The sequence below is a fragment of the Vibrio sp. 1F253 genome (assembly GCF_041439295.1).
GTDB classification, from domain to species: domain Bacteria; phylum Pseudomonadota; class Gammaproteobacteria; order Enterobacterales; family Vibrionaceae; genus Vibrio; species Vibrio tasmaniensis_A.
In genome coordinates this window covers 22,665-48,392 of the sequence record NZ_JBGONU010000002.1, presented here as the reverse complement: position 1 = coordinate 48,392, position 25,728 = coordinate 22,665, and the positions used below count along the sequence as shown (strand labels likewise).

The 25,728-nt window shown below is 44.7% G+C and carries 23 protein-coding genes; 5 read left to right on the top strand and 18 right to left on the bottom strand.

Annotated features, from left to right (window positions below; all coding sequences use genetic code 11):
- Positions 1-59 precede the first annotated feature (59 nt).
- The 11 genes from pyrF to ACED28_RS01395 form a co-directional block, all read right to left on the bottom strand.
- Complete coding sequence (pyrF, locus tag ACED28_RS01445; RefSeq protein WP_009848861.1) at positions 60-755, bottom strand: orotidine-5'-phosphate decarboxylase; 696 nt, start codon at positions 753-755, stop codon at positions 60-62.
- A 122-nt stretch (positions 756-877) separates the two neighbouring features.
- Entirely contained in the window at positions 878-2,053 is a 1,176-nt protein-coding gene (gene lapB / locus ACED28_RS01440) for a lipopolysaccharide assembly protein LapB (protein ID WP_122046370.1), read from the bottom strand.
- Between the two features lie 12 nt (positions 2,054-2,065).
- Positions 2,066-2,338: a LapA family protein gene (locus tag ACED28_RS01435; RefSeq protein WP_012604397.1), complete on the bottom strand. Its 273-nt coding sequence runs from the start codon at positions 2,336-2,338 to the stop codon at positions 2,066-2,068.
- A gap of 129 nt (positions 2,339-2,467) precedes the next feature.
- Complete coding sequence (gene ihfB / locus ACED28_RS01430) at positions 2,468-2,752, bottom strand: integration host factor subunit beta (protein WP_010439923.1); 285 nt, start codon at positions 2,750-2,752, stop codon at positions 2,468-2,470.
- A 121-nt stretch (positions 2,753-2,873) separates the two neighbouring features.
- Entirely contained in the window at positions 2,874-4,544 is a 1,671-nt protein-coding gene (rpsA, locus tag ACED28_RS01425) for a 30S ribosomal protein S1 (protein WP_012604398.1), read from the bottom strand.
- A gap of 106 nt (positions 4,545-4,650) precedes the next feature.
- Positions 4,651-5,331 (bottom strand): (d)CMP kinase, encoded by a 681-nt coding sequence (gene cmk, locus ACED28_RS01420; RefSeq protein WP_009847140.1) that lies wholly within the window; start codon positions 5,329-5,331, stop codon positions 4,651-4,653.
- 278 nt (positions 5,332-5,609) lie between these two features.
- A complete protein-coding gene (gene kdsB, locus ACED28_RS01415) occupies positions 5,610-6,356 on the bottom strand; it encodes a 3-deoxy-manno-octulosonate cytidylyltransferase (protein ID WP_009847141.1) in 747 nt (248 codons plus the stop codon).
- On the bottom strand, positions 6,356-6,535 hold the full coding sequence (locus tag ACED28_RS01410; protein ID WP_004736429.1) for a Trm112 family protein: 180 nt from the start codon (positions 6,533-6,535) through the stop codon (positions 6,356-6,358). The genes kdsB and ACED28_RS01410 overlap by 1 nt, the downstream gene beginning before the upstream one ends.
- Positions 6,516-7,523 (bottom strand): tetraacyldisaccharide 4'-kinase, encoded by a 1,008-nt coding sequence (gene lpxK / locus ACED28_RS01405; protein WP_017101615.1) that lies wholly within the window; start codon positions 7,521-7,523, stop codon positions 6,516-6,518. The genes ACED28_RS01410 and lpxK overlap by 20 nt, the downstream gene beginning before the upstream one ends.
- Positions 7,524-7,537: 14 nt before the next feature.
- Entirely contained in the window at positions 7,538-9,286 is a 1,749-nt protein-coding gene (msbA, locus tag ACED28_RS01400) for a lipid A ABC transporter ATP-binding protein/permease MsbA (protein WP_009847143.1), read from the bottom strand.
- A 31-nt stretch (positions 9,287-9,317) separates the two neighbouring features.
- A complete protein-coding gene (locus tag ACED28_RS01395; RefSeq protein WP_371709187.1) occupies positions 9,318-11,450 on the bottom strand; it encodes a DNA internalization-related competence protein ComEC/Rec2 in 2,133 nt (710 codons plus the stop codon).
- Positions 11,451-11,665: 215 nt separating this feature from the next.
- Here ACED28_RS01395 and ACED28_RS01390 point away from each other — a divergent pair, with 215 nt between their 5' ends.
- Positions 11,666-12,178 (top strand): DUF2062 domain-containing protein, encoded by a 513-nt coding sequence (locus ACED28_RS01390; RefSeq protein WP_009847146.1) that lies wholly within the window; start codon positions 11,666-11,668, stop codon positions 12,176-12,178.
- A 212-nt stretch (positions 12,179-12,390) separates the two neighbouring features.
- Here ACED28_RS01390 and lolE read toward each other — a convergent pair whose 3' ends face one another.
- The 3 genes from lolE to lolC are packed head-to-tail and all read right to left on the bottom strand — an operon-like array spanning position 12,391 to position 15,529.
- The gene (gene lolE, locus ACED28_RS01385) at positions 12,391-13,635 is read right to left on the bottom strand and encodes a lipoprotein-releasing ABC transporter permease subunit LolE (protein WP_065679610.1); all 1,245 of its coding nucleotides are present in this window, start codon (positions 13,633-13,635) and stop codon (positions 12,391-12,393) included.
- Positions 13,636-14,328: a lipoprotein-releasing ABC transporter ATP-binding protein LolD gene (gene lolD / locus ACED28_RS01380; RefSeq protein WP_009847148.1), complete on the bottom strand. Its 693-nt coding sequence runs from the start codon at positions 14,326-14,328 to the stop codon at positions 13,636-13,638.
- Entirely contained in the window at positions 14,321-15,529 is a 1,209-nt protein-coding gene (lolC, locus tag ACED28_RS01375; protein ID WP_009847149.1) for a lipoprotein-releasing ABC transporter permease subunit LolC, read from the bottom strand. The genes lolD and lolC overlap by 8 nt, the downstream gene beginning before the upstream one ends.
- A gap of 227 nt (positions 15,530-15,756) precedes the next feature.
- On the opposite strand from lolC, the gene ACED28_RS01370 reads away from it, so the two are divergent.
- The 4 genes from ACED28_RS01370 (at position 15,757) to ACED28_RS01355 (ending at position 21,307) form a co-directional block, all read left to right on the top strand.
- Positions 15,757-16,326 carry a PilZ domain-containing protein gene (locus ACED28_RS01370; RefSeq protein WP_371709124.1) on the top strand — a complete coding sequence of 190 codons (570 nt, stop codon included), beginning with the start codon at positions 15,757-15,759 and terminating at the stop codon, positions 16,324-16,326.
- A gap of 6 nt (positions 16,327-16,332) precedes the next feature.
- Positions 16,333-19,794, top strand: a complete 3,462-nt coding sequence (gene mfd, locus ACED28_RS01365) for a transcription-repair coupling factor (RefSeq protein ID WP_371709123.1) — start codon at positions 16,333-16,335, stop codon at positions 19,792-19,794.
- Between the two features lie 63 nt (positions 19,795-19,857).
- Positions 19,858-20,625, top strand: a complete 768-nt coding sequence (locus ACED28_RS01360; RefSeq protein WP_371709122.1) for a peptidoglycan binding protein CsiV — start codon at positions 19,858-19,860, stop codon at positions 20,623-20,625.
- 136 nt (positions 20,626-20,761) lie between these two features.
- Entirely contained in the window at positions 20,762-21,307 is a 546-nt protein-coding gene (locus ACED28_RS01355) for a GNAT family N-acetyltransferase (protein ID WP_012604406.1), read from the top strand.
- Between the two features lie 110 nt (positions 21,308-21,417).
- Here ACED28_RS01355 and ACED28_RS01350 read toward each other — a convergent pair whose 3' ends face one another.
- From ACED28_RS01350 to lpoB, 4 genes are all read right to left on the bottom strand, one after another.
- Positions 21,418-22,707 carry an NAD(P)/FAD-dependent oxidoreductase gene (locus ACED28_RS01350; RefSeq protein WP_017096883.1) on the bottom strand — a complete coding sequence of 430 codons (1,290 nt, stop codon included), beginning with the start codon at positions 22,705-22,707 and terminating at the stop codon, positions 21,418-21,420.
- Between the two features lie 627 nt (positions 22,708-23,334).
- Positions 23,335-23,874: an alpha/beta hydrolase YcfP gene (gene ycfP, locus ACED28_RS01345; protein WP_012604408.1), complete on the bottom strand. Its 540-nt coding sequence runs from the start codon at positions 23,872-23,874 to the stop codon at positions 23,335-23,337.
- Positions 23,875-23,970: 96 nt separating this feature from the next.
- Positions 23,971-24,837 carry a phosphotransferase gene (locus ACED28_RS01340; RefSeq protein ID WP_017096884.1) on the bottom strand — a complete coding sequence of 289 codons (867 nt, stop codon included), beginning with the start codon at positions 24,835-24,837 and terminating at the stop codon, positions 23,971-23,973.
- Positions 24,838-25,063: 226 nt separating this feature from the next.
- Positions 25,064-25,654 (bottom strand): penicillin-binding protein activator LpoB, encoded by a 591-nt coding sequence (gene lpoB, locus ACED28_RS01335; RefSeq protein WP_009847157.1) that lies wholly within the window; start codon positions 25,652-25,654, stop codon positions 25,064-25,066.
- Positions 25,655-25,728 lie beyond the last annotated feature (74 nt).

The following is a 25,728-nucleotide window of genomic DNA, read 5'->3' as shown; positions in this document are numbered from 1 at the left end:
TATAAGAAGGCCAGCAAATTGCTGGCCTTCTTTATTGGAATTACGACTTAATGATAAGCTTAAGCTAGCGTGCCGTTGATTTCAGCAAGTACTGATGCAGGGTCTGCTGCTTGAGTAATTGGACGACCGATAACAAGATAGTCAGAACCTGACTCAATCGCCTTAGAAGGCGTCATGATACGCTTCTGGTCACCAACATCAGCGCCTACAGGACGAATACCTGGAGTTACTAGTTTGAACTCCTGACCAAGTGCACCTTTGAGCAAAGAAGCCTCTTGTGCAGAACATACAACACCGTCTAGGCCTGAGTTTTTAGTCAAAGACGCTAAGCGCATCACTTGTTGCTGTGGCTCTAGATCCAGACCGATACCCGCTAAGTCAGATTGCTCCATACTGGTTAGTACCGTCACACCGATTAACAATGGACGATCTTTACCATATGGTTCCAAAATTTCACGAGAAGCCGTCATCATACGCTCGCCACCACTCGCGTGCACGTTCACCATCCACACGCCCATCTCAGCGGCAGCACGTACCGCCTTTGAACATGTGTTCGGGATATCGTGGAACTTAAGGTCCAAAAACACAGAGAAACCACGTTTATGTAATTCACGAACAAATTCAGGGCCAAACAGAGTAAACATCTCTTTGCCAACTTTTAGGCGGCAAGATGCTGGGTCAATACGATCGACAAAGGCTAACGCATCCGCTTGGTTATCATAATCCAATGCTACAATGATTTTTTGGTCGTTCATTTCATCTCCTAACGCAGTTAACTTTCTACAAAATATTTATACCAATCAGGCCATAAATAACAGTCATAAAAATGCAGCCCGAAAGCTGCAATTAATAATTTGGTCTTAAAATGACCACAAATCTATTCACCATCAAGCCCACGAATAGGCTTGATCGTTCCCCACCCCTTACATGAAGGGCAGTGCCAATACATTGAGTGAGTTGAGAAACCACACTGACGGCATCGGTAATGAGGCTTAACCTTGAGTTGTTCACCAACCATAGATTGAAGCGTTGTTAAGCTGTCTTTGGCTCTACCTTCTTCCGCTTCCTCTAGGTGATAATCAATTAATCGATAAAAACCTTTCATGGTTGGGTTTTTAACAAGCTGCTTTGTCAGTAGCTCTTGAGCAGAGCCAACATCTTCATGGTCGGCAACGAGTTGAGCCAGCATCAACTCAGCGGAAACACCGGCTTTCTTCTGAATACACGCTTTAAGGAACTCGACCAACTGCGCTTCTTGTCCAAGTTTGTGGTAACACTCAGCAAGCGTTGGCAGGACTTCACTAATGAAGTCGATATCTTGCTCGAGAACTGACTCTAAATAAGTAATTGTCTTGTGATAATCTTCATTGGCTAAATGGAATTTTCCTAAAGCAATACTGGCTCGAACACATTTAGGGTCTTCTGAAAGGGCCTTCTTGAAGTGCTGAAGCGCTTTAGGGCGGTTGCCGTCGGCTTGTTCTTGCATCGCAAGCTCACACCAGAAGTGTGCAACCATCGCACGCGTCTTCATTTTCTTCTTGCTCAGTTTAACTAAGATATTCCCGTAATGAATCGCTTTATTCCACTCACGCGTTTGCTGATAAATGGCAACCAACTGCTGTAAAGCACCTTCTTTATGATCAGGCTCTTCTACAAGCTGTTCAAAAATTTTCTCTGCGCGATCAAGAAAGCCTGAAACCGTATAGTCTTTAGCTAATTGTTGCAATGCGAGGTTTTTTTGATCGAGGGTAAGCCCAGACCGAGAGATAAGATTTTGGTGAATACGAATAGCGCGGTCAACTTCGCCTCTTGAGCGGAACAAGTTGCCCAAAGCCAAGTGAGTATCGATGGTTTCATTGTCTACTTGAAGTAACTCAATGAAGTGATCAACCGCTTTGTCAGATTGGTCTGACAGTAATAGGTTCAAACCCGTCACGTATTGGCGGGAGATCTGGTGTGATTGCTTTTGTTTTTCTTGCTGAGCATTACGATTACCCATATACCAACCATAAGCGGCTGCGATGGGCAAAAGTAAGAACAGTAACTCTAACATCAAATATGGCCTTTAAGCTTTAGTTTCAGCAGCGACCTGCTTTGATTGCTTATTGAGTTGCTTTTTCAAGCGATGAATTTTTAGTTGAGATCGCATGTGCATATTTCCAAAGACTAACCAAGCAAGAGCAAAACCTGAAACGAATACAACACCTAGCAAGCTTGACAGGTGGAAGTCACCTTGCGCTAGCAAATAATTGAAATTCACAATTGTTTGGTTTTGAGAGCCTAAAGCCAGTGCCATTAGGAAAAGTGCGATAACAGCGACTATTTTTATAATTTTCATAGTTCATCACTCATTGATTAGTTAGCTGTACGATTATGCAGGAAAATTACTAATCAGACCACCATATTATGGTCATAAAAAAGCGGCATACATTATAGTATGCCGCTTTTCTTAATTCCGATAAGTAGCCTACAACCCTGAGTTTACTCGTTCGCGTAGCTCTTTACCTGGTTTGAAGTGAGGAACGTATTTACCTTCCAACTCAACCTTGTCACCAGTTTTAGGATTACGTCCAACACGAGGTTCACGGTAATGCAGAGAAAAGCTGCCAAAGCCGCGAATTTCGATTCGATCACCACTTTCTAGTGTTGAAGCCATGTGCTCTAAAATGTCTTTTACAGCGTCTTCAATTTCTTTTGCAGAAAGATGCGTTTGCTCAGCGCACAGTCTTTCAATCAATTCAGACTTAGTCATAGTTACCCTCGTTGGTTTTCTTTTTAGAAATTATAGACCTATAGGAAAAATAAGCAAAAAAAAAGGAGCCTTACGGCTCCTTTCTTGGCTAGATAGCTATAATTCTCTTAACGAGAAGCTATTATTCGCCTTTAGCAGCTTTGAATGCGTCTGCCATTGCGTTACCGAACGCGCCTTCATCAGACTTGTTCAGTGAAGCCATTGCTTCTTGCTCATCAGCTTCATCTTTAGCTTTGATAGATAGGTTGATTACGCGGTTCTTACGGTCTACACCAGTGAACTTCGCTTCAACGCTGTCGCCAACGCTTAGGATTAGAGATGCATCTTCGATACGGTCACGAGAAACTTCAGAAGCACGTAGGTAGCCTTCAACGCCTTCGATTAGCTCGATAGTAGCGCCTTTAGCGTCAACTGCAGTTACAGTACCGTTTACAAGAACACCTTTCTTGTTGTCAGCAACGTATGCGTTGAACGGGTCGTTTTCCATTTGCTTAACGCCAAGAGAAATACGCTCACGCTCTGCATCTACTGCTAGAACAACAGCAGAGATTTCGTCGCCTTTCTTGTATTCACGTACAGCTTCTTCGCCGGCAGCGTTCCAAGAAATGTCAGATAGGTGTACAAGACCGTCGATACCGCCTTCTAGACCGATGAAGATACCAAAGTCAGTGATAGACTTGATCTTACCAGTAACTTTGTCGCCCTTAGCTTGCATTTCTGCAAATGACTGCCATGGGTTAGCTTTACACTGTTTCAGACCTAGAGAGATACGACGACGTTCTTCGTCGATATCAAGAACCATAACCTCAACTTCGTCGCCAACATTAACAACTTTAGAAGGGTGGATGTTCTTGTTAGTCCAATCCATTTCAGAAACGTGTACTAGACCTTCAACGCCTTCTTCGATTTCAACGAAGCAGCCGTAGTCAGTTAGGTTTGTAACACGACCAGAAAGCTTGTGACCTTCTGGGTAACGCTTAGCGATTGCTACCCATGGATCTTCGCCTAGTTGCTTAAGACCTAGTGAAACACGAGTGCGCTCACGATCGAACTTAAGAACTTTAACTAGGATTTCGTCACCAACGTTAACGATCTCTGATGGGTGCTTAACGCGCTTCCAAGCCATATCTGTGATATGTAGAAGACCGTCAACACCGCCAAGATCAACGAATGCACCGTAGTCAGTAAGGTTCTTAACGATACCTTTAACTTCAGTACCTTCTTGTAGAGTTTCAAGAAGTTCGTCACGCTCAACACTGTTTTCAGATTCGATAACAGCACGACGAGAAACAACAACGTTGTTACGCTTCTGGTCTAGCTTGATTACTTTGAACTCTAGCTCTTTGTTTTCTAGGTGAGCAGTGTCACGGATAGGACGTACGTCTACTAGAGAACCTGGAAGGAAAGCACGGATACCGTTAAGTTCAACAGTGAAACCGCCTTTAACTTTACCGTTGATGATACCAACAACAGTTTCAGCTTCTTCACAAGCTTTCTCAAGTACGATCCAAGCTTCGTGACGCTTAGCTTTCTCACGAGAAAGTTGAGTTTCACCGAAACCATCTTCAACAGCGTCTAGAGCTACGTCTACTTCAGCACCAACTTCAACTTCAAGTTCGCCAGCAGCGTTCTTGAATTGTTCAGCAGGGATAGCAGATTCAGACTTAAGACCAGCGTCTACAAGAACGTAACCGTTCTCGATAGCTACTACAGTACCTTTAACGATGCTGCCTTGTTGGAATTCAGTTTCAGATAGAAACTCTTCAAAGAGTTGAGCAAAAGATTCAGTCATTATTTAATCTTCAATAATTAAACGTCCATGGGTATCCTACCGCATGGGGTTGATAAATTCGCCGGTCATCATCCTTGCGACCAACGTTCGTACTAGCTCGGCGAAATTACCCAGCCAGTTTCGATTCAATATAGTGTAGTGCTTTTTCGACTACCTGCTCAATATTCATTGAGGTGGAATCAAGCACTAGAGCATCCTCTGCAGGGCGAAGTGGCGCCACTGGGCGATTACGATCTCGATCGTCTCGCTCTTGGATCTCGCTCAAAAGGTCGTCAAATTTAACATCTAACCCCTTCTGTTGCAACTGTTTAAGGCGACGACTCGCGCGCTCTTCAGCACTTGCATCTAAAAATATTTTCGCTTCAGCTTCAACAAATACAACGGTTCCCATGTCACGACCGTCTGCAACTAAACCAGGAGCTGCGCTAAAAGCACGTTGACGACGTAACAGTGCTTCACGAACGCGAGGTAAAGCAGCGACTTTTGAAGCCGCCATGCCCGTCTCTTCTTTACGAAGTTCACCAGACACATCTTCGCCTTCTAAGATAACCTTCACTAGCTCACCTTCAGCGATAAACTGAACATCTAAGTGAGTTGCAAGCGGTACTAAAGCATCTTCTGATTCAGTATCCACGCCATGGTGAATTGCCGCTAAAGCCAATACGCGATAGATCGCGCCTGAGTCTAGAAGATGAAAGCCTAGCTTATCTGCTAGTAACATACACAGGGTACCTTTACCTGCACCACTTGGTCCATCAACCGTAATCACTGGGCTTTGAGAAGGCATCTTTTACTCCACGTTTTGTCGTAAGTTTTATTCTGTACTAGCGATTCGCCACTACTTTATAGGCGGCATATTATAGAGAAAATTTGCAAGTCGAGCGAGGTAAATCTCAGATAATTCCGGGGTGATGCTACAGAAACCCATGCAACCAACTCAATATCCGTTAACTTAGATAAATAAGGCTGTCATCCGCTTCTCTTTAGGCATAAAAAAGCCTCGCGATAAGCAAGGCTCATGATTTTGCATTTTTGTAGAGCAAAGAAGTAGTCGCTAAAAGACGCTTAGCCAATAATAGCTCGAACCGCTTCTAGGTCTTCTGGCGTATCAACACCAGCTGCAGGTGCTTCTGCCGCAACGTCTACATGGATTTTTTCACCGTACCAAAGTACACGTAGCTGCTCTAGGCACTCAATACGCTCAAGGGTACTTGGTTCCCAATTGATATAGGTATTAATAAAACCCGCACGGTAAGCGTAAATGCCAATGTGACGAAGCAGTGGAGATTCAGCAGCTGTACCATTGTTCGCGTAAGCATCGCGATCCCAAGGAATAGTAGCTCGGCTAAAGTACAGGGCATACCCATCTTTGTCGGTCACAACTTTTACGGCGTTAGGATTAAACACTTCGTCAGCATGAGTAATTTCCACACCGAGTGTTGCCATCGGAGCTGTACTGTTCGCAAGGTTGTTCGCGACCTGATTAATGATCGCAGGTGGGATAAGTGGCTCATCACCTTGAACATTCACGATAATATGATCATCTGGAATCTTCATAACTTCAATCACTTCAGCGAGGCGCTCAGTGCCTGATTCATGATTCGGTGATGTCATACAAACGGTCGCGCCAAATGCTTTGGCCGCTTTTTCAACTCGAGCGTCGTCGGTAGCGATAATAACGTTATCGGCACCCGCCTTCATTGACTGTTCGTATACCCATTGAATCATCGGCTTTCCACCAATGTCAGCAAGTGGCTTCCCTGGTAAACGGCTCGATTGGTATCTTGCAGGTATAACAACCGTATAAGACATTACTTACCCTCATCCATTGAAACGGTGCGAGCTTCAGGTTCCAAAAGAACAGGAATACCCTCTTTAATTGGGTAAGCAAGGCGATCAATTTTACAAACAAGCTCTTGCTTATCCTTGTCAAAAGTTAGTTTACCTTTACATACAGGGCAAGCAACGATCTCAAGTAGACGGTGATCCATAGTATTCCATAACCTCTTTTATTCTTTTTAAAATTTGCTGTTGCGAATCTTCATCAAACTGCGCAGAAACTGGAAGATACCACCAGTTATCTTGCGCATATTCTTCGCATTTTACAGCGTCTTTTTCTGTCATAATCATATTCATACCTTTTTTTGCCAAGGCATGAAGTTCATCTTTATCAAAATCTTGATGGTCAGCGAAGCCCTGCGTGTAAACCACGTCACCATCAAGGTTTTCCAATGTTTTGAAAAAGCGTGGTGGGTGACCGATACCAGCAAAAGCCACCAGCTTCTGTAATTCTGCCACAGACCTTTTCTGACCCGTCTTCAGGTTAACCGCTTGGCTTGGAAGCAAAGACATCGAGAACTCTCGCCCGTGGGCTTTACCGCCATTATTAACCAAAAAGTCTACGTCATCTAAACGAGATATAGGCTCTCTTAATGGGCCCAAAGGAATTAGGCACTCACTACCAAAGCGTCTCGCACCGTCGATAACAGCAAATTCAATATCGCGTTCAAGTGCATAATGCTGTAGGCCGTCGTCAGTGATGATGACATTAACCCCTTCGCTCAGCAAAGCCTTTACTGCGTTTGCGCGCACAGGGTCAACCGCTACAGGCGCACCAGTTCGCTTACGAATCAAACGAGGCTCATCACCAGAGTGCTCTGCTGGCGTGTTTTCATCCAACACTAACGGATAGTTTGGTGCTTTCGCCCCATAACCTCGAGAAACAACACCTGGCTTAAAGCCGTGAGCCTGAAGCATCTCTACCAACCAAATCACAACCGGTGTTTTGCCATTGCCGCCAGCGGTAATATTACCAACAACAATCACGGGTAAAGGCGGGCGATAGGTCTCTTTTTTCCCCGATAGATAAGCATCACGACGTTGACCGCTGATCATTTTGAACAGCAGACTCAATGGCCACAATAGCGGCCAGAGAAAGTATTTTAATGGGTGATTGTTAAACCAAATTTTTTCGATCACAACAAGACCTAATCTTATCCGCTGAACTGAATTCGGTGTAGTTGTGCATAAGCGCCATCAAGGGCGATGAGCTCGGCATGTGCACCTCTTTCTACAATATGCCCATCATCAACCACTAGAATCTCATCAGCTTGCTCGATAGTAGATAGTCGGTGTGCGATAACAAGTACTGTTTTGTCTTTCTGCAGCTCTTCTAACGCAGATTGAATCGCTCTTTCTGACTCGGTATCCAATGCAGATGTCGCCTCATCAAGGATCAGAACAGGTGCATCTCTCAATAGAGCACGTGCAATCGCGATACGCTGTCTTTGACCGCCAGACAGGCTCGCGCCATTTTCGCCAACAACCGTATCGATGCCATTTTCCATGCCTTCGATAAACTCGCTTGCATGCGCAAGTTTAGCCGCGTGTTCGATCTGTTCACGTGAATACTGTTCTTCAGCTGCGTAAGCGATGTTGTTCGCAACCGTATCGTTAAATAGGTGCACATTCTGGGAAACAAGAGCGAAGTGCTCACGTAGATTTCTTAATTCATAATCACGAATGTCGTGACCATCAAGCTCAATAGAGCCAGAGTCTACGTCATAAAAGCGAGTAAACAGGTTCGCAATGGTACTCTTACCCGAACCTGAACGGCCGACAAGTGCGACTGTCTTGCCTTTCGGTATATTAAAACTGACCTTATCAAGCGCTGCTTTCTCTGCTCCTTGGTAAGTAAATGTCACATCTTTTACTTCGACTTCACCCGCTACGGTTTCAGGCTTCAACGTACCTTTATTTTGTTCCGTATCTAGATCCATCAAACCAAATAGGGTCGTACTCGCTGCCATACCACGTTGGAATTCAGACGTTACGTTAGTCAGAGCTTTTAGTGGGCGTAGTAAACCAAACATCGCCGAGAACACAACAGTGAACGTACCAGGAGTAAGCTCTGCTTTAATTGAATCAACACTAGCAAGAAATAGAACAACTACGATTGCAAGTGATGCAATCATCTGAATAATTGGGTTAGCGGCCGCTTGAGCAGTGATTAGCTTCATGCTTTGTTGGCGCATTTGGTTACTAACTTGGTCAAAGCGGTGTTTTTCTAGATCTTGTCCGCCATACGTTAGAACGACTTTATGTCCTTTCAGCATTTGTTCTGCAGAAGAAGCGACGTGACCCATACTGGTTTGCATGTTCTTAGAGATCTTTCTGAATCGCTTCGATACGATACTGATTGCCCACGCGACAAGAGGGGCGACAGCGAACAACACCAAAGACAACTGCCAACTATTCCAGAACATCAGCGTCAACAGGCCAATAATACTTGCACCTTCACGGACAATACTGACTAATGCTTTACTGGTTGCCGCAGAGACTTGCTCTGAATCGTAAGTAATTCGAGATAGCAGCGCACCAGTCTGTTCTTTATCAAAAAAAGAAACTGGCATATGCATAAAATGGCTGAATATTTTACGTCGAATTTCCATGACCACATTGCCTGAAACCCAGCTCAAACAATAAGTTGAAACAAAGCCACTGATGCCACGAACGAACATCATGACAAAGATAATGAGAGGGAGCGTACGTAAAAAGTCAGATTCTGCATTACCAAAGCCTTCATCGAGTAACGGCTTTAGTAAGGAAATCATGTAGGTATCAGTGACAGCATTTATAATAAGCGCAATAACCGCAACACCAAGGCCGGCTTTATATAGTCGAATATAAGTCCAAAGTCTTTTAAATGTGACCCAGGTAGTTTCATCTGTTTGTGTTGACATAGAATCGCTTAATTTTCTCACAATAATCTTCCTATTCTACTCCCTTACGAAGCATCTGCCTATACCACTGTCTGCCTTGTTGTTCTCTAATCTCATGATATTGCCAACCTTCTTGACCAATACTGATGGTTATTTGGCCGCTTTCTCCAGTATCAAGCCAAGCACTCCCTGCGTCGTTATAACGTTCAATAACGGATTCACTCGGCATCCCCCATTGATTGCCTTTGGCCAAAGAAGCGATCGCTAACTGAGGTGAAACGGCCTCAATAAAACTGGCGATCGAAGACGTATTGCTACCATGATGAGGAACAAGCATTACGTCACTTCGAAGCCGTTCGCCTTCGCGTGCAAGTAACCACTCACTGACCAATTCAATATCACCAGTAAGTAACATCGAGAACTCTAGATCGGGGTCAAAAAGCCTGACCACGCACGAATGTGGGTTATACGCCCTCTTCACTTGTTTGGGAGGCCACAAGACCTCAAAAGCAACCCCTTGCCAAGTCCATACTTCTCCTAAAATACATGCTTGAATATTTGACGATTCTTGAATCGTAGATTGTCCTTGTTGACTGATATTCTGACTGGCTCTTACCCACTTAGGGTTGTAATTTTCAAGTAACGCCGGATAGCCACCAGCGTGGTCAGAATCGAAATGACTCACTATTACACCCTCCAACTCATGAATTCCCCTCTGATTCAAAGTAGGAATAAGTAAGGATTCGACAATGGAACCTCCTGGCCATGCGTTACCAAGATCGTAAACAACAATCTGATTGTTCTTTTCTAAGAGCAAAGACAACCCGTGACCAACATCCAAGATATCGATAGTTAGTTTGTCTTGTTGAGGCTTGCCGAACTCCCACCACAGTACAAACACGGTAATAATCAATATAGATAGTGCTCGCTTGAAATATCGACTGACAAAACCGAAAAACAAGATGAGGAATACAGACAACTCAATCGTGTGATTATCCACTTGAAACCAAAATCGTTCAGAGAAAGGAAGACTAAATACGAGAGGCTCAAGCGATAAGTCGACCAACATCCATAATTGTTCAGACAAACCATTGTTGAATGTAGTTAAGCCAACGCCACCTGATACTGGCGCCAATATTAAGCTAAAGAACATTGCCAGGAACAATAGTGGAATAACCACCATCGACACCCAAGGTAAAAGGAGCAAGTTGTAGAAAACAGAGACTAAGCTGACCCCATTAAAGAACAGCATCGAAAAGGGAGCAATCAGGAATGTCAGCATTAACTGAATCTTGAAGAGCTGCAGTGCTCGGTCGATAAATGTTGAGTTTGAATCGGATGACTGACTATTTAACGCAATGTAAAGAACGGCACCTAACGCACCAAAAGACAACCAGAAGCTACTCGATAATGCTGAAAATGGCCAAATTAGCAGAACCACGCACAAACTTAAGGCGACATACCGAAACAAACTGATATTTTGCCCACGCCACAAGAAATAGCTGGCGATAATACACATCACCAAAGCTCTCAAGGTGGGCAGCGTGAACCCAGCAAACCAACTGTAGAAATAGGCTAAGCCGACTCCGAATATTGTGGGCAACCAAAGAAGTGAAGATGATAGTAACCTGAATACCTTTCCTACTTGATAGCCGATAGCAAAGGCAATCCCAATATGCAGCCCCGAAATAGCCATCAAGTGAATCAAACCACTGCTTTTAAGTAAGTCCCAACGCTGAGAGTGAATAAGGTCTCGATAACCAAAACTCAAAGCCATAATGAGGTCTTGATTTGCCAGTTGACTTAACCTTTCAAGACTGTTTTCAAACCAATAGGACCGTAAGTTGCTATTGGTATGAATGCGATACTTTGTACCAGATCTGTAAATTGCATTGGCAACCACACCTGCACTAAATAGATACTTTTCTAAATCAAAGCCAGCTTCATTGAGCTTGCCCCATACAGGCTTTATATACACAGATAAATTGACATCATCTCCGAGTGTTAACTTAAAAGGAGTAAACAAACGTAATTTTATCAATTGAGGAAAGATTAATTTTTCGCCGCCAATTGATCTAGCTACTATTACGCTTTCAAAACCGTGGCTATTTTCACTAAAAAGGCTAACAACCGAAGCATTTATGGTAGTATTCTGCCCTGATTGAAATAAGCGACTCGTTTGTATTTCAATTACATTCCCTAGGCAGATAACTAGTATCAATGCTGTTGCTAGACCTCTTGCACTCCGGAAAACGCTATACTTTGTTGATGCTAGTAGTAACAACAGCATCAATGGTGCCCAAACCCAATGAGGCATCACAGGCCAGAAGCTGGCAGACACAACTGTCGCAGCAAATGAAATCAAGAACCAAGTGTTAAACAAGAGAGTAGCTTCCTCCTATGCCAAGAAAGTTTATCAAACGATTTATGCCTGACCATGAGCTAATCAAGCGTCAGAAAGCATTGAAAGTTTTTGGCAATGTTTTGTACAACCCCAACTTATGGTGCCTTAATCGTCGCTCTGCGGCTGGCGCATTCGCTGTTGGGTTATTCATGGCGTTTGTCCCTCTACCAAGCCAAATGATTATGTCTGCAGGCCTTGCTGTCGCATGTGGCGTTAACCTACCTTTGGCTGTCGCACTTGTTTGGATCAGTAACCCGGTCACTATGCCCGTTCTCTTCTACTTTGCTTATAAAGTTGGGGCGTTTGTTATGCATGTACCACCTCAAGCCTTCCATTTCGAATTGTCTTGGGACTTCATCTTGGCGCAAATGAATACGATCGGGCCTCCTTTCTTACTGGGTTGCCTGATTTGTGGCGTGGTTTCAGCAATGATTGGCTACTTTGGTATTCGTGGGTTATGGCGTTACTCAGTAGTAAGAAGTTGGAAGAAGCGTCAAGCAAGGTACTGACAACTTTTCCTTGTCGTTCAATCTATCTTTGTATGCGCTTCACTTAAACCGCACACAAGTTAAAGTCAGATGGACCACAGAACTCTGCAATATTGGGATGTAACCACAGTCGTAAAGAATGCAGATTGAATTCAAAAAAAAGGATCCCATCAGGGATCCTTTTTTGTGTATGCCATTTGTCTATCATGCTACATGAAGTATTACTAAGCGCATTACTTCGAGCTAAGCACCGAGGCAGGGTTTAACTTGGCTGCTCGTGATGCTGGGTACCATGTCGCCAATAGGCTCAATACAATCGCTGTACCTGAAACCACAACAACATCCGTCATATCGAGTTGTGATGGCAAGAAGTCGACAAAATAGATGTCACCGGACAAGAACTGGTGATCAACTAGCCTTTCAAGCCCTTTGATAAGTGTCGTGAGATTAAGCGCCACTAACACGCCTATTACACTGCCCACCAAACTACCTAACACACCGGAGAATACGCCCTGCCAAACGAAAATGCGTTTCACAAGGCCGTCCGATGCGCCCATGGTTCTTAAAATCGCGATCTCTGATGCTCTGTCTTTTACTGCCATCATTAATGTCGAGACAATATTGAAACAAGCAACACCAATAACCAGTACCATCACCAGATACATAATGGTGCGAACCAACTGAATATCTCGATACAAGAAGCCAAACTTCTGTTGCCAGCTTCGTAGATACACATACACATCAAGCTGGTTACCCACCTCACGCACAATAGAGTTCGCGTTCAGAACATCGGTCACTTTTAAAGAAACTCCGGTTACTGCCTCGCCTAGGTTTGCATAAACTTGAGCATCGCCAATCGGGATTAGCGCCAAGCTGTGGTCGATCTGGCCATTAAGCGTCAGTAAGCCAACCACTTTCACTCGAACACGTTTAGGTGCTTGAACCTTAACCGACCCATTCACCGTCGGGATCATCAGAGTCAGGTAATCACCGACTTTCGCGCCGAGTACATTAGCCACACCAGAGCCCAAGATAATCTGTTGTTGCCCTGCTTTAAAATCGCTCCAGGCTTGCTTATCGATAAAACTCGATAGGCTTGAGACTTGTTGCTCAAGTTGTGGGTCAACACCGCGAACTTCAATTGCTTTCAACTCTTTGCCTTTTTCGGCAAGCGCGGTAATTTTCACATAAGGGGCTGCAGCAACGACTTTATCGTGCTTTACCGACTCCTCAATCACATGCTCCCAGCGAGTTACTGGTTTATTCACGCCCTCAAACTCACCGTGAGGAATGACAGAAAGTACTCGTGATTGAAGCTCACGCTCGAAACCATTCATGGCCGACAAACCAATGATGATTACCGCGACACCGACAGCAATACCGATCGTCGAAGACAGAGAGATGAACGACACCATTTTGTCTCGTTGTTTCGCCCGGCTAAATCGGCCGCCTATCAATAGAGATAAAGAAGAAAACACTTAGCTCTCCTCTTTTTCTACGTTGACCAGTAAACCATCTTGCATGTGAAGTTGGCGATCCATCTTACCGGCAAGTTCACCATCGTGAGTCACAACCAAAAAGGCAGTATCGTACTCACGGTTCAGTTCGCGCATTAAGTCGTAAATAGAAAGTGCTGTGTTGTGGTCTAGGTTACCAGTCGGCTCATCCGCCAACACTAGCGCAGGCTTGTTCACCAATGCACGAGCAATTGCCACTCGTTGCCTCTCACCACCTGAAAGTTCTGAAGGTCGGTGGTCAACACGATGACTTAGCCCCACTTTATCAAGTAGCAACTGTGCTTCTTGTTTAGCTTTCGCTGGCTTCTCTCCACCTATCAACAACGGCATTGCTACGTTTTCTAACGCTGAGAAATCAGAAAGAAGATGATGGAATTGATAAACAAAGCCAAGATGCTGGTTGCGAAGCTTGGCCTGCTTATTCGAACTCAAAGACGCTAAGTCTTGTCCGAGAAAGCTGACACTACCATCAGAAGCATCATCCAACGCCCCTAAAATATGCAATAGCGTACTTTTACCTGAACCGGATGTACCAATGATTGCGACTAGCTCACCCTTTTCTATTTCGAAGCTGACGCCCTTGAGAACCTCAGTATCTAACGAGCCTTCACGGTACGTTTTACGGATATCATTACATTGAAGAAAATTACTCATAACGAAGGGCCTCAGCAGGTTTCACAGACGATGCACGATAAGAAGGGAAGACAGTGGCAATCAAGCTAAGTGCAATAGCCAGAACCACAACAACGGCGATTTGAATTGGGTTAATTAAAATTGGCAACTGTCCACCAAATGAAAACAGAGCAACACCCATCGCCTCTAAAATAGTATTGAGGTTCGAAGCTAAAATCACGCCCAGGATGCCACCAGATAATGCGCCGATCACACCACTGCTTGCACCTTGAACCATAAAGATACCCATGACTTGACCATCACGCATACCTTGGGTTTTTAAGATGGCGACTTCGGACTGTTTCTCCATCACCACCATAATAAGCGCAGAAATAATATTAAACGCAGCAACACCAATGATCAGCCCAAGCATCAAGCCCATCATGTTTTTTTCCATTCGAACGGCTTGGAATAGCTCGCCACGTTGGTCTCGCCAATCGCTCCACACCCAACCTTCCGGTAGCGGTTGGTTTGATAGTTCTGCCACTTCAAATGGGTCATCAAAAAACAGTCGCCAGCCTGAAATGGTGTCTGATTTATAGCGCATCAAACGCCCAGCATCGTTGATATCTGTCACCATCAATTGAGCATCGATATCCGAACCCGTGTTAAAAATCCCAGCTACGGTAAAATTTCGCTGGCTTGGAATACGTCCTAACGGCGTGTATTGGCTGGCACTGGTCACCATTAAGCGAACTTTGTCGCCCATAGACACTTTCAAGTTTCTTGCCAAGGTATGACCAAGGAAAAGCTGATACTGACCAGCTTTGAGTGAAGACAGTCTGCCAGCAATTAAATGATTCTGAAGAGGGTCATCTGAATTTGGCTCAATACCGATTAACAAGCCCGCAGATAACTGAGCAGGACTTTGGATCACCGCTTCGCTGCGAACAATAGGTTCTACGTGGCCATTGAGCGACATTTGCTCCGCAAAGCTAGGTGCTTGAGCAGAAAGTGACGTTGTGCCTCCTTGCTCGTAAACGACGGCTTGAGGAAGGACACCAAGAATTCGGTCTTTTAACTGCGCTTCGAATCCATTCATTACCGACAAAACAGTAACCAGAGACAGCACACCAATGGTAATTCCGGCTGTCGACATATAAGAAACAAAACGGCTAAAGCGATCACCTGAACGGCCTTTCAAATAACGCAGGCCAACAAACAATGAAATAGGATGAAACATACTTTGAACCATCTAAAGGAGATGCGGGTTAATGTAACGGGTATTGCCGTTACTGTGTAGGGGTTAATTGAAAATATAGGGTGAATTAACTCAATTAGTTAGGCTTGAAAAACAGAACCTTGTCAAATAGCTGACTTTCAAACAACTATTTGAGACTTTCAATTAACTGACCTTGATTACTGCGGCCACATAGCGATAATCAATAGATCACTTCAAGGAACTAACGCATGACAGAACAAGAGTTTTTTACCGTTCACCACAGCCTTACCGCTAATATTGAGCCAATGGACAGTAACTTCGCTTTACCTTCTCAGATTCAGTTCGAATCGGAGATCCCTGCCCCTTTTGTTGTGGCAAGTGAGTTTAGCCAATTGGACCTGTTAGCCGACAGTGCTCGCAACGAACTGAAAAACAGCGACTTGAAGAATGTCATCAGTTTATTGGATGCACAGAACTCTAAATTAAACCTCTTGTTGAGCTTTATGTTATCGCAACAAGATGATGAACAATTTCGCACCCATACGTATTCATTTGGCGCGAGTCAGTTCTCGTGTTTTTCCAAAACAGATATCGAAGCGGGTCGCTTAGTAAAAGCCAAACTTTTCCTAGAGCACCCAGCAGCAGCCATTTATTGCTACGCAGAAGTATTTGCTAGCGAAGCGAAAGACTCAGGTTTCGAAATCAAATTTAAATACGCTCATCTTCGCGATACCGACCAAGACCTGCTAATTAAAGCGGCACTTCATCAACAACAGAAACTCTTGCGTCAACGCTCTCTAGACCGAGATAACAAGTAAATTAACATGACCAAAAAATCCATATTTACACTACCTAAACTTAAAGGTGCCGGTGACAAAAAGCACATCGGTAACCTAGTCGGTTCGTCTCTCGCTCTGGCCATTGCTAAACTCGCAGAGCAGCACAACAGCCATACCGTACTTGCAGTGCCAGACCCACAAGTCGCACTTAAGCTACAATCTGAAATTGAACAGTTTACGGCACATGAAGTCGCACTATTCCCAGACTGGGAAACACTGCCTTACGACAGCTTTTCGCCGCACCAAGAGATCATCTCAGATCGTATCGCACGCCTTTACGCCCTGCCAACGCTAAGAAATGGCATCACGATCGTTCCGATCAGCACGTTATTGCAACGCCAGTCACCGCGCGACTTTTTGCTGCAGCACACTCTAATGGTGAAAACGGGCGATCTCTACTCGCTTGAGAAACTGCGCTTGCAGCTTGAAAAGTCAGGCTATCGTTACGTTGATCAAGTGTTTGGCCCAGGTGAATACGCAAGCCGTGGTTCTATTCTCGACCTATTCCCAATGGGCAGTAAAGACCCATATCGTATAGACTTCTTTGATGATGAAATCGATACGATTCGTACCTTCGATCCTGAGAATCAACGCTCTATCGAAGATATCTCCGAGATTCGCCTTCTACCTGCTCATGAGTTTCCAACCTCGGAAACAGCGATTGAAGATTTCCGTATTCGTTGGCGCCAACAGTTTGATGCGCGCCGCGAACCAGAATCGGTTTATATGCAGGTTTCAAAAGGGACTTGGCCTGCTGGTATTGAGTATTGGCAACCGCTGTTCTTCGATCACACAGAAACCTTGTTTGATTACGTTGCCGATGAAGCGCAACTCTTAGTTCTTGGTGACGTAGAAACAGCTGTTGATTCTTTCCTTGCTGATGTTGCTCACAGATACGAACAGCGCGGTGTTGATCCATTACGACCACTGCTGACACCTGAACAACTATGGCTAAAGAAAGACGAGCTATTCGCACACTTCAAACAGAAGCCACAAGTCAACCTAAGCCTAGATTCGATTGAAGAGAAAGCAGGCCGCACTAACTTACCGGTCGTGACATTGCCTGACCTCAGTGTTCAGCATCAGAATAAAGAGCCACTCGCAAACCTAAGAAAGTTCACTGAAGCCTTCGAAGGCAAAGTGGTTTTTTCAGTTGAGTCTGAAGGTCGCCGTGAGGCTCTGAGTGAGTTGCTTCGAGGCATTAAAGTTCGTCCAAGCGAAGTTGAAAACCTCGACGAAGCGATTAAAGGCAAAGATAAGTTCAGCCTAATCCTTGGCTCTGCTGAACACGGTTTTATCCATGAAGAGCACAACATCGCCCTTATCTGTGAAAGCGACTTACTTGGCGATCGTGTTGTTCAGCGTCGTAAGAAAGATAAGAAAAGCGTTAATAGCGATACCGTAATTCGCCACTTGGCAGAACTTAAACCGGGTCAGCCTGTTGTGCACATTGACCACGGTATTGGTCGTTACATCGGCTTGCAAACACTCGAAGCCGGCGGCATGAAAACCGAATACGTAACGCTTGAGTATCAAAACGATGCCAAGCTCTACGTGCCAGTTGCGTCTTTGAACTTAATCGGGCGTTACTCTGGTGGCGCTGAAGATTCTGCACCACTGCATAAACTCGGTGGCGAAGCGTGGCAAAAAGCTCGTAAACGCGCCGCAGAGAAAGTCCGTGACGTTGCAGCAGAGCTACTTGATGTTTACGCTAAGCGTGAGCTGAAACCTGGCTACAAATTTGTGCTCGACCGTGGCCAATACGCGACTTTCAAGTCTGGTTTCCCATTCGAAGAAACCGATGACCAAGCTATGGCCATCAATGCAGTGATGTCTGACATGTGCCAAGCAAAAGCCATGGACCGTTTGGTGTGTGGTGATGTTGGATTTGGTAAAACCGAAGTCGCGATGCGCGCAGCGTTTGTGTGTACCGATAACAGCAAACAAGTGGCGGTTTTAGTCCCTACTACCCTACTTGCGCAGCAACACTTCGAAAATTTCCGCGACCGTTTCGCCAACTTGCCGATTCGTGTCGAGGTTCTATCCCGATTCAAATCAGCTAAAGAGCAGAAGTTGATCATGCAAGATGTCGCCGAGGGTAAGGTCGACATCTTGGTGGGGACTCACAAGCTTCTTTCTAGCGATATTAAGTTTAAAGACCTTGGCTTGCTGGTTGTCGATGAAGAACACCGCTTCGGTGTACGTCAGAAAGAGAAAGTGAAAGCAATGCGTGCGGATGTCGACATCCTAACGCTCACTGCTACACCAATCCCGCGAACGCTGAACATGGCAATGAGTGGTATGCGTGATTTGTCTATCATCGCAACACCACCCGCACGACGCTTGGCAATTAAAACCTTCGTTCGCGAAAGTGATGATGCGATCGTCAGAGAAGCGGTGCTGCGTGAAATTATGCGTGGTGGGCAGGTTTACTTCCTGCACAACCAAGTCGACACGATTGAGAAAACAGCAGAGTCACTACAGAAGCTGATTCCAGAAGCGCGCGTTACCGTGGCTCATGGCCAGATGCGAGAGCGCGAACTGGAACGCATCATGAATGACTTCTACCACCAGCGCTTTAACTTGTTGGTGTGTACAACCATCATCGAAACCGGTATCGATGTACCAACAGCTAATACTATCTTGATGGACAGAGCCGATAACCTTGGTTTAGCTCAGCTTCACCAATTGCGTGGTCGTGTGGGCCGTTCTCACCACCAAGCTTATGCCTACTTGCTAACACCTCCCCCGAAAGCAATGACCAAAGACGCGGTCAAACGATTGGACGCCATTGCTTCACTTGAAGACTTAGGTGCAGGCTTTACGCTAGCAACCCATGACTTAGAGATTCGTGGTGCTGGTGAGCTATTAGGCGATGAGCAAAGTGGTCAAATCCAGTCGGTTGGTTTCACCTTGTACATGGAGATGCTTGAGCAAGCAGTAGAAGCATTGAAAGAAGGTAGAGAGCCTTCACTTGATGATCTATTGCGTGAACAAACTGAAATTGAGATGCGTCTGCCTGCACTATTGCCAGACGACTATATTCCCGACATCAACACGCGTTTATCAACATACAAGCGTATTGCGAGCGTGAGTGACACGGATGAACTTGCAGAGCTAAAAGTCGAGCTTATCGACCGCTTCGGTATTCTTCCTGATGCAACCAAGAACTTATTATCGGTTTCCGAGCTTAAGTTAGCGGCGGCATCTATCAAAGCCAAGAAAATTGAAGCGCACGATAAAGGCGGATTTATCGAATTCTACCCGGATGCTGACATAAACCCGAACTACCTTGTTAAACTGTTGCAATCTCAACCGCAAAAGTTTTCAATGGAAGGACCAACAAAGTTCAAGTTTACGATACCATTGGTCGACAGACGGAAACGAATTCAATTTGTTAGTGATTTATTGGGCGAATTCAGACAGAACTTGCTTCCTTCGGCATAAGACCCAATCCACTTGCACATATAAATTATCCAGCCGGTAGTTCGGCTGGAAGACGGAGTAAAAATGAAAAGACTGATCCCACTGCTACTATTGTTCGTCTCACTGCCAAGTTTGGCGCAGAGACAATTTGATATAGAAGTGATCATTTTTAAGCGTGCTGTTGATGCAGAAAAAGTGAATGAATCTTGGCCAAACACACAGCCTCAGATTTCACTTGAGCGCGTAGGTTCATTTCAAGATACCCAATACCGAGCGAAGAAAGGCGTGCAGATGCTGCCTTACTCGGAATACAAGTTAACACCTCAGAAAGAAAAGCTACGCAAACACGCAGGCTTTGAAGTTCTGATGCATACCGCTTGGCGTCAAGGCGACCAAGGCAAAAGCTCGGCACCGGTTTTCCATATTCAAGCCGGTAAAGACTTCTCTAAACAGTTTAATGCCGACGGTTCTGAGAAAGGTGCAGTAACTGCATCAAATCCGAATGGTTTTCAAGAAGAGACTATCGATAAGCCGCTTTACGAGTTAGACGGCAAGCTGCAAATCTACGTTCAGCATTACCTCTACGCTGAAACAACATTGGATTTAAAAGCGCCGAGCGTTCGTGAAGTGACTCTTCAAGAGCAACAAATCGAGCTAGATTCACCAGTAAGTGGCGCCGAAAGCAATGTTCAAGTGGGCAACCTCACTGAAATCTCTCCGACGGTTGAAGTGGAAGAGTTCCTTAAGAGCTACCGCCTGGACCAAAAACGTCGTATGCGCAGTACTGAGACTCACTACCTTGATCACCCGCTTCTAGGCATGGTGATTCAAGTTCGACGTGTAGCGCAGTAAGTTACTTGCCGATTCGGCTATAATTATATAAATAATTCAATCCGCCCTCCTAGTGAGGGCGTTTTATTAAGTGCTATCTATCTTTATTCTGCACTGAATCCTTTGTTCAGTACTTACATGTAATTCGGTATTTCTTATGAGCCCTGACTTTCAGATAAATACTCAACACCTCAACCTAAAAATCATTGAAGCCTCAGACGCTCAAGAGTTTTCGCAGCTGGTTAAATCCTCCCCGAGTTTATTGCCATGGCTCGACTGGTGCCACGACGAGTTTTCGACCGTCGAGGCCGAGAGATTCATTCTTGCGACTCGCTTAAACTGGGTTAAAGCCGATGCGTTTGGCTTTGGTATCTTCGAACGAAAAAGCGAAAAGTTAGTCGGCATGGTGGCCATAAATGAGCTTTACCACACCTTTAATATGGCAAGTTTAGGTTATTGGGTGGGTGATCAATTTCAGAGAAAAGGGATAGCGAAAGAAGCAATGCTTGCCCTATTTGAATTTTGCTTCGCAATGCTCAAGTTGACGCGTTTGGAGATTGTCTGCGATACAGAGAACCTACCCAGCCAAAAGCTGATCGAGAAATGTGGCGCTGAACGTGAAGCCATTGCAAAGAATCGCTTTATCTTTAACGGTAAACCGAAAGATGGCGTGGTTTATTCTGTGTTACCTCCATTATCTTAATCGCTTAATAGAGTAACAATCCGAAATAACACGTACTCGACACGATCGAAAAAGAGCTCCGAAGAGCTCTTTTTTATTATCAGCGTAATGACCTTAGAAGGCTTACCTGATTAGTGAAGCTTTAGGTTTGGACGAAGGACACGGTTAATACGACCCACCAACATCATCAGTGATGTTTTGATTAAGCCGTGAAGTGCCATCTGGTGCATTCGGTACAAAGAGATGTAAACCACACGAGCAATACGTCCCTCAACCATCATCGAACCTTTAGTCAGGTTACCCATCAAGCTACCTACTGTAGAAAAACGGCTTAGTGAAACCAGTGAGCCTTTATCTTTGTAGATGTAGTCTTTCAGGTCACGACCGTTCAGCTTAGCAATGATGTTGCTAAATGCGCAGCTTGCCATTTGGTGAGCAGCTTGCGCACGTGGTGGAACAAACGAACCATCCGCTTGTGTACATTGCGCCAAATCACCGATAGCAAAGATGTTGTCATCAAGCGTAGTTTGCAGCGTGTTTTTGACAACCAACTGGTTGATACGGTTCGTCTCAAGACCACCGATATCTTTCATGAAATCTGGCGCTTTAATACCAGCAGCCCATACCATGATCTGTGCTGGGATCTTCTCACCATCTTTGGTCGTTAGACCGTCAGCATCAGCTTGTGTAACCATTGTCGTTGTACGCACGTTGACGCCAAGCTTAGTTAGCTCAGAATGTGCTGCGCTGGAAATACGAGGAGGTAGAGCTGGAAGAATACGCTCACCCGCTTCAACAAGGTTAACGTTCAGCTTGCTTGAATCTAGGTCGCCAAAACCGTATGTACGAAGCTCTTTCACAGCGTTATGCAGCTCAGCAGACAGTTCAACACCAGTAGCACCCGCACCAACAATCGCAATGTCTACCGTACCTTGACCATTCTTAGCGTGCAGCTTTAAGAACTGGTTATTCATTTCTGTACGGAAACGGTGTGCTTGCTCTGGGCTATCAAGGAAAATACAGTTGTCACGAACACCTGGGGTATTGAAGTCGTTTGACGTTGAACCTAACGCCATCACAAGAATGTCGTATTCAAGTTCACGGCTTGGCATCAGTAACTCACCGTGCTCATCAGTCAACTCGCTCAACGCAATCACTTTACGTTCACGATCGATATCGTTCAGGCTGCCCATTTGGAAATCAAAGCAATGGTTTTTTGCGTGTGCGCGGTAGCTTAGCGCATCAACACCTTCATCCAGTGAGCCAGTGGCTACTTCATGAAGCAATGGTTTCCATAGGTGGCTTGCTTTACGGTCTACCAGAGTAATCTGGGCACGTTTCTTACGACCTAAAGTGCGGCCTAGCTTAGTTGCTAGTTCTAAACCACCAGCACCGCCGCCTACTACGATAATTTTTGTCACAATGACAATCCTCTACAAAATGAATAAATGGGGTTCGGCTCGATTACTCCAACCGATAAATTCTATGTATCTACTCGGCCTTAATTCCAAAGGCTGCGGCTTATTTGATGACTGTGATAATAAGTAACAACAGCTCACTGAGTAGTTAGAGGGATTACAAGCAACAAACATTGGTTTGTCACTTTGCTCACGTGGATGAAAAAGGTGCCTACCTGAGAGGCAGAGCACAAATTATGGGCAAGTTTTATCACTCGCTCTCAATTTTTTTGACATTTATCAAAATATTTTGCTTTAGAACATTATATATAGCAAAAAGATGACCGCAACAAAAATCCTTACCCACAATGAGGATTCGTGACTGATTAGTTAACGTTTGCGCAAACTCATCGATAAAATCTATATGACTAGGGCGCATTGACCTTTCACGGTTAAATTTCGTTCGGTATCAAAGCGTTTTAATCACGGCAAGGAGGGAAGTAGCCTAGTCATTCTAAGCAAATCTCCCTCAACAAAAAGTAAAACGCTTTTTACGGGAGCGCTCAGCTCGAACCCTTCGGGCATCGCTTGCTAATTTGGATAAAAAAGCAGCACTCAATTGAGTGCTGTTTTATAAAATGACGGTAATCCTTAAGCGTTTTTAAACGCCTTCATTGCCTGTAAGTGTTGAGAGATCTTTTTGAACTTATGACTCTCTTTTTCGTCCCAGACAACTTCGTAGTAATCTTCTAGAGCAGAAGCTGTTTTCGTATTGTCGTGAATTTCATCTTCACGAGAAAGCACCACTAAACAGCGTCCTTTGTTCTTCATACGATACTGAGCGACACACTTAGTCGCGATGTCTTCGTACTCTTCTGGGCGATCAATTCGACCTACCATGTTGTTCTCAGGGTGCAGATTAGGGTTGAACACCACCTGCTTAATCCCACATAAGAAACCAATACGCTCAGACCAAAAACCACCCAAACCTACACCACAAATGATTGGATGTGGATCATCGGATTGCTCTATCACTTTATGCACTTCTTTTAGCAAATGCTGCATATCGTGTTTTGGATGCAAAGTACTGTAGTTGATGAAACGAACGTCATCATCAATGAATTGCAACTGCAGTATTTTTTCGTGATTGCCCGGGCTTGTTGAGTCGAAGCCGTGTAGATAGATAATCATTGTACCTCCCCCATTGAATATTGGTACGTTTTGATCAATCTAACACGAAAAACAAGGTTTTAAAGGGAAGACCTCTGAAATTATATTTTTCACTTCCTAAACGTGATCATAGCTACATAAAGTGTGACTAAGAGCCTCTGCTTCACGCAGATAACTGTCATCGCCCCATAGCTGATGAGCAAGTAAATACCACAGCATTGCCATCATTTGGCTTCTTGGTAACCAGGCTTCTACTCCGTCAAGCCAAGATTGGGGATCATGGATACCTCTTAGCTGACAGTACTTATTAACAGCTTCTGTAACTGGTAATCGGGCAACAGCAATAGTCAGCGTAAGATCAAGCCTTGGGTCTGCTAGCGCTGCGTATTCCCAGTCAATGATCTTAATCCCATCTTGATTCTTCACAAGGTTATAGCCACCGAGATCAAAATGACACAAAGACAGGCCTACACTTGGGATACTTGGAGCCACGCGCCACTCTTGATAAATCTTGGTGCAGGTTTCAGTCTTATGAACCGCATCAAGCTGAAGCCAGTAGTGGTCAACTCGAGCCGTATAGCTGAACGGTTGGAGCGGCAGTCGCGCAGTATTAACCAAATGCACTGAGATCAGCGTCTTCAGTAAATCATCCTGCTCGAGTCCTTCGTACAACGTCTCACCCGCGATCCATTCAACCAGTAAGCCTTGCTCATTGACCACTATCGGACTTGGTCCGATATCTAGACGCTCAATAGCAGACAGTACTTGATACTCTTCATGGCGAGAGATGAAGAACGCTTTGGTGATGGGGGTAATTGGACGCCAAACATACGCGGTGCCATCGGCTAAAACCAATTTCCAACATCGATTAGTCAACCCACCTGTCAGTGTCTGTGCTCTGATTGGAGGCTCAGAAAAGTAGCCATCAAGAGAACTCAAACTGGTATCAAGAAGCTTTGCTTCAGACCAAGAAAAAATCGCCATATTTACTCCCTATAAACGTCTTAACTGCCCTATAAACGTCTTAATTTCCCTACAAAAAAGGCACTGACCAAAAGCCAGTGCCTCTTCATTAATACCAATCACAGCAAATAACATGTACTGCGTTGAGGCATGACTAAGCCAAGTTAATAGCACACTAAACCATTTAAGAAGCTCAATAAGCTAAATTAAAAACTCAGTAAGCTAATTAGAAGCCAAGTAAACTTAATTAAAAGCCCAGCAAGCTCTTAGATTGTTGCTTACGGATTTCAGTCTCGTCAGCCCATTCAATCAAGCCAGACTCAAGATCCATTAGGCGCATGGTCATTTTGTAGTATACGTCTTCGTCACTGCCCGCTTTCTTAACGATGCTTGATAGGTTGCCGTACAACATGTACTGAGCACCAACCATTTTACCAAATTGGATTGCTGAGCTTTGATTTACAAGCTCATCGTTATTTTGGAAATTCAACTGTTCACGAACAGACTCTACACGGTCCATATCAACGAAACGGAACTTACCAGAGTTCAGCATTTTAGTACTGATGGTATCAGTGATTGACTCAGTATCGATGTGCTCACTTGTTTTGTTCTTGATTCGCTCTACGAACACGATTGGACGTTGCTCACGAGTAATATAAGACACAGAACCAGACGCCATCATGCTATCGACCATTTCGCCCGCAATCGTTTGAAGGTCAGTTGAACCGAAATCGATTGTCGTGGTTTCTACTGATTGTGCATCACCGTAGCTTACCTTGTTTGAACAACCGCCTAAAATAACCGCTAAACCTAGTAGCGCAATGACACTCTTTTTCATTTTGTTTCCTTAACTAATCACTAAGCGGGGTTACCCACTCTCTTAAATTTTTGTATTTTCGAATCCTTAGACCC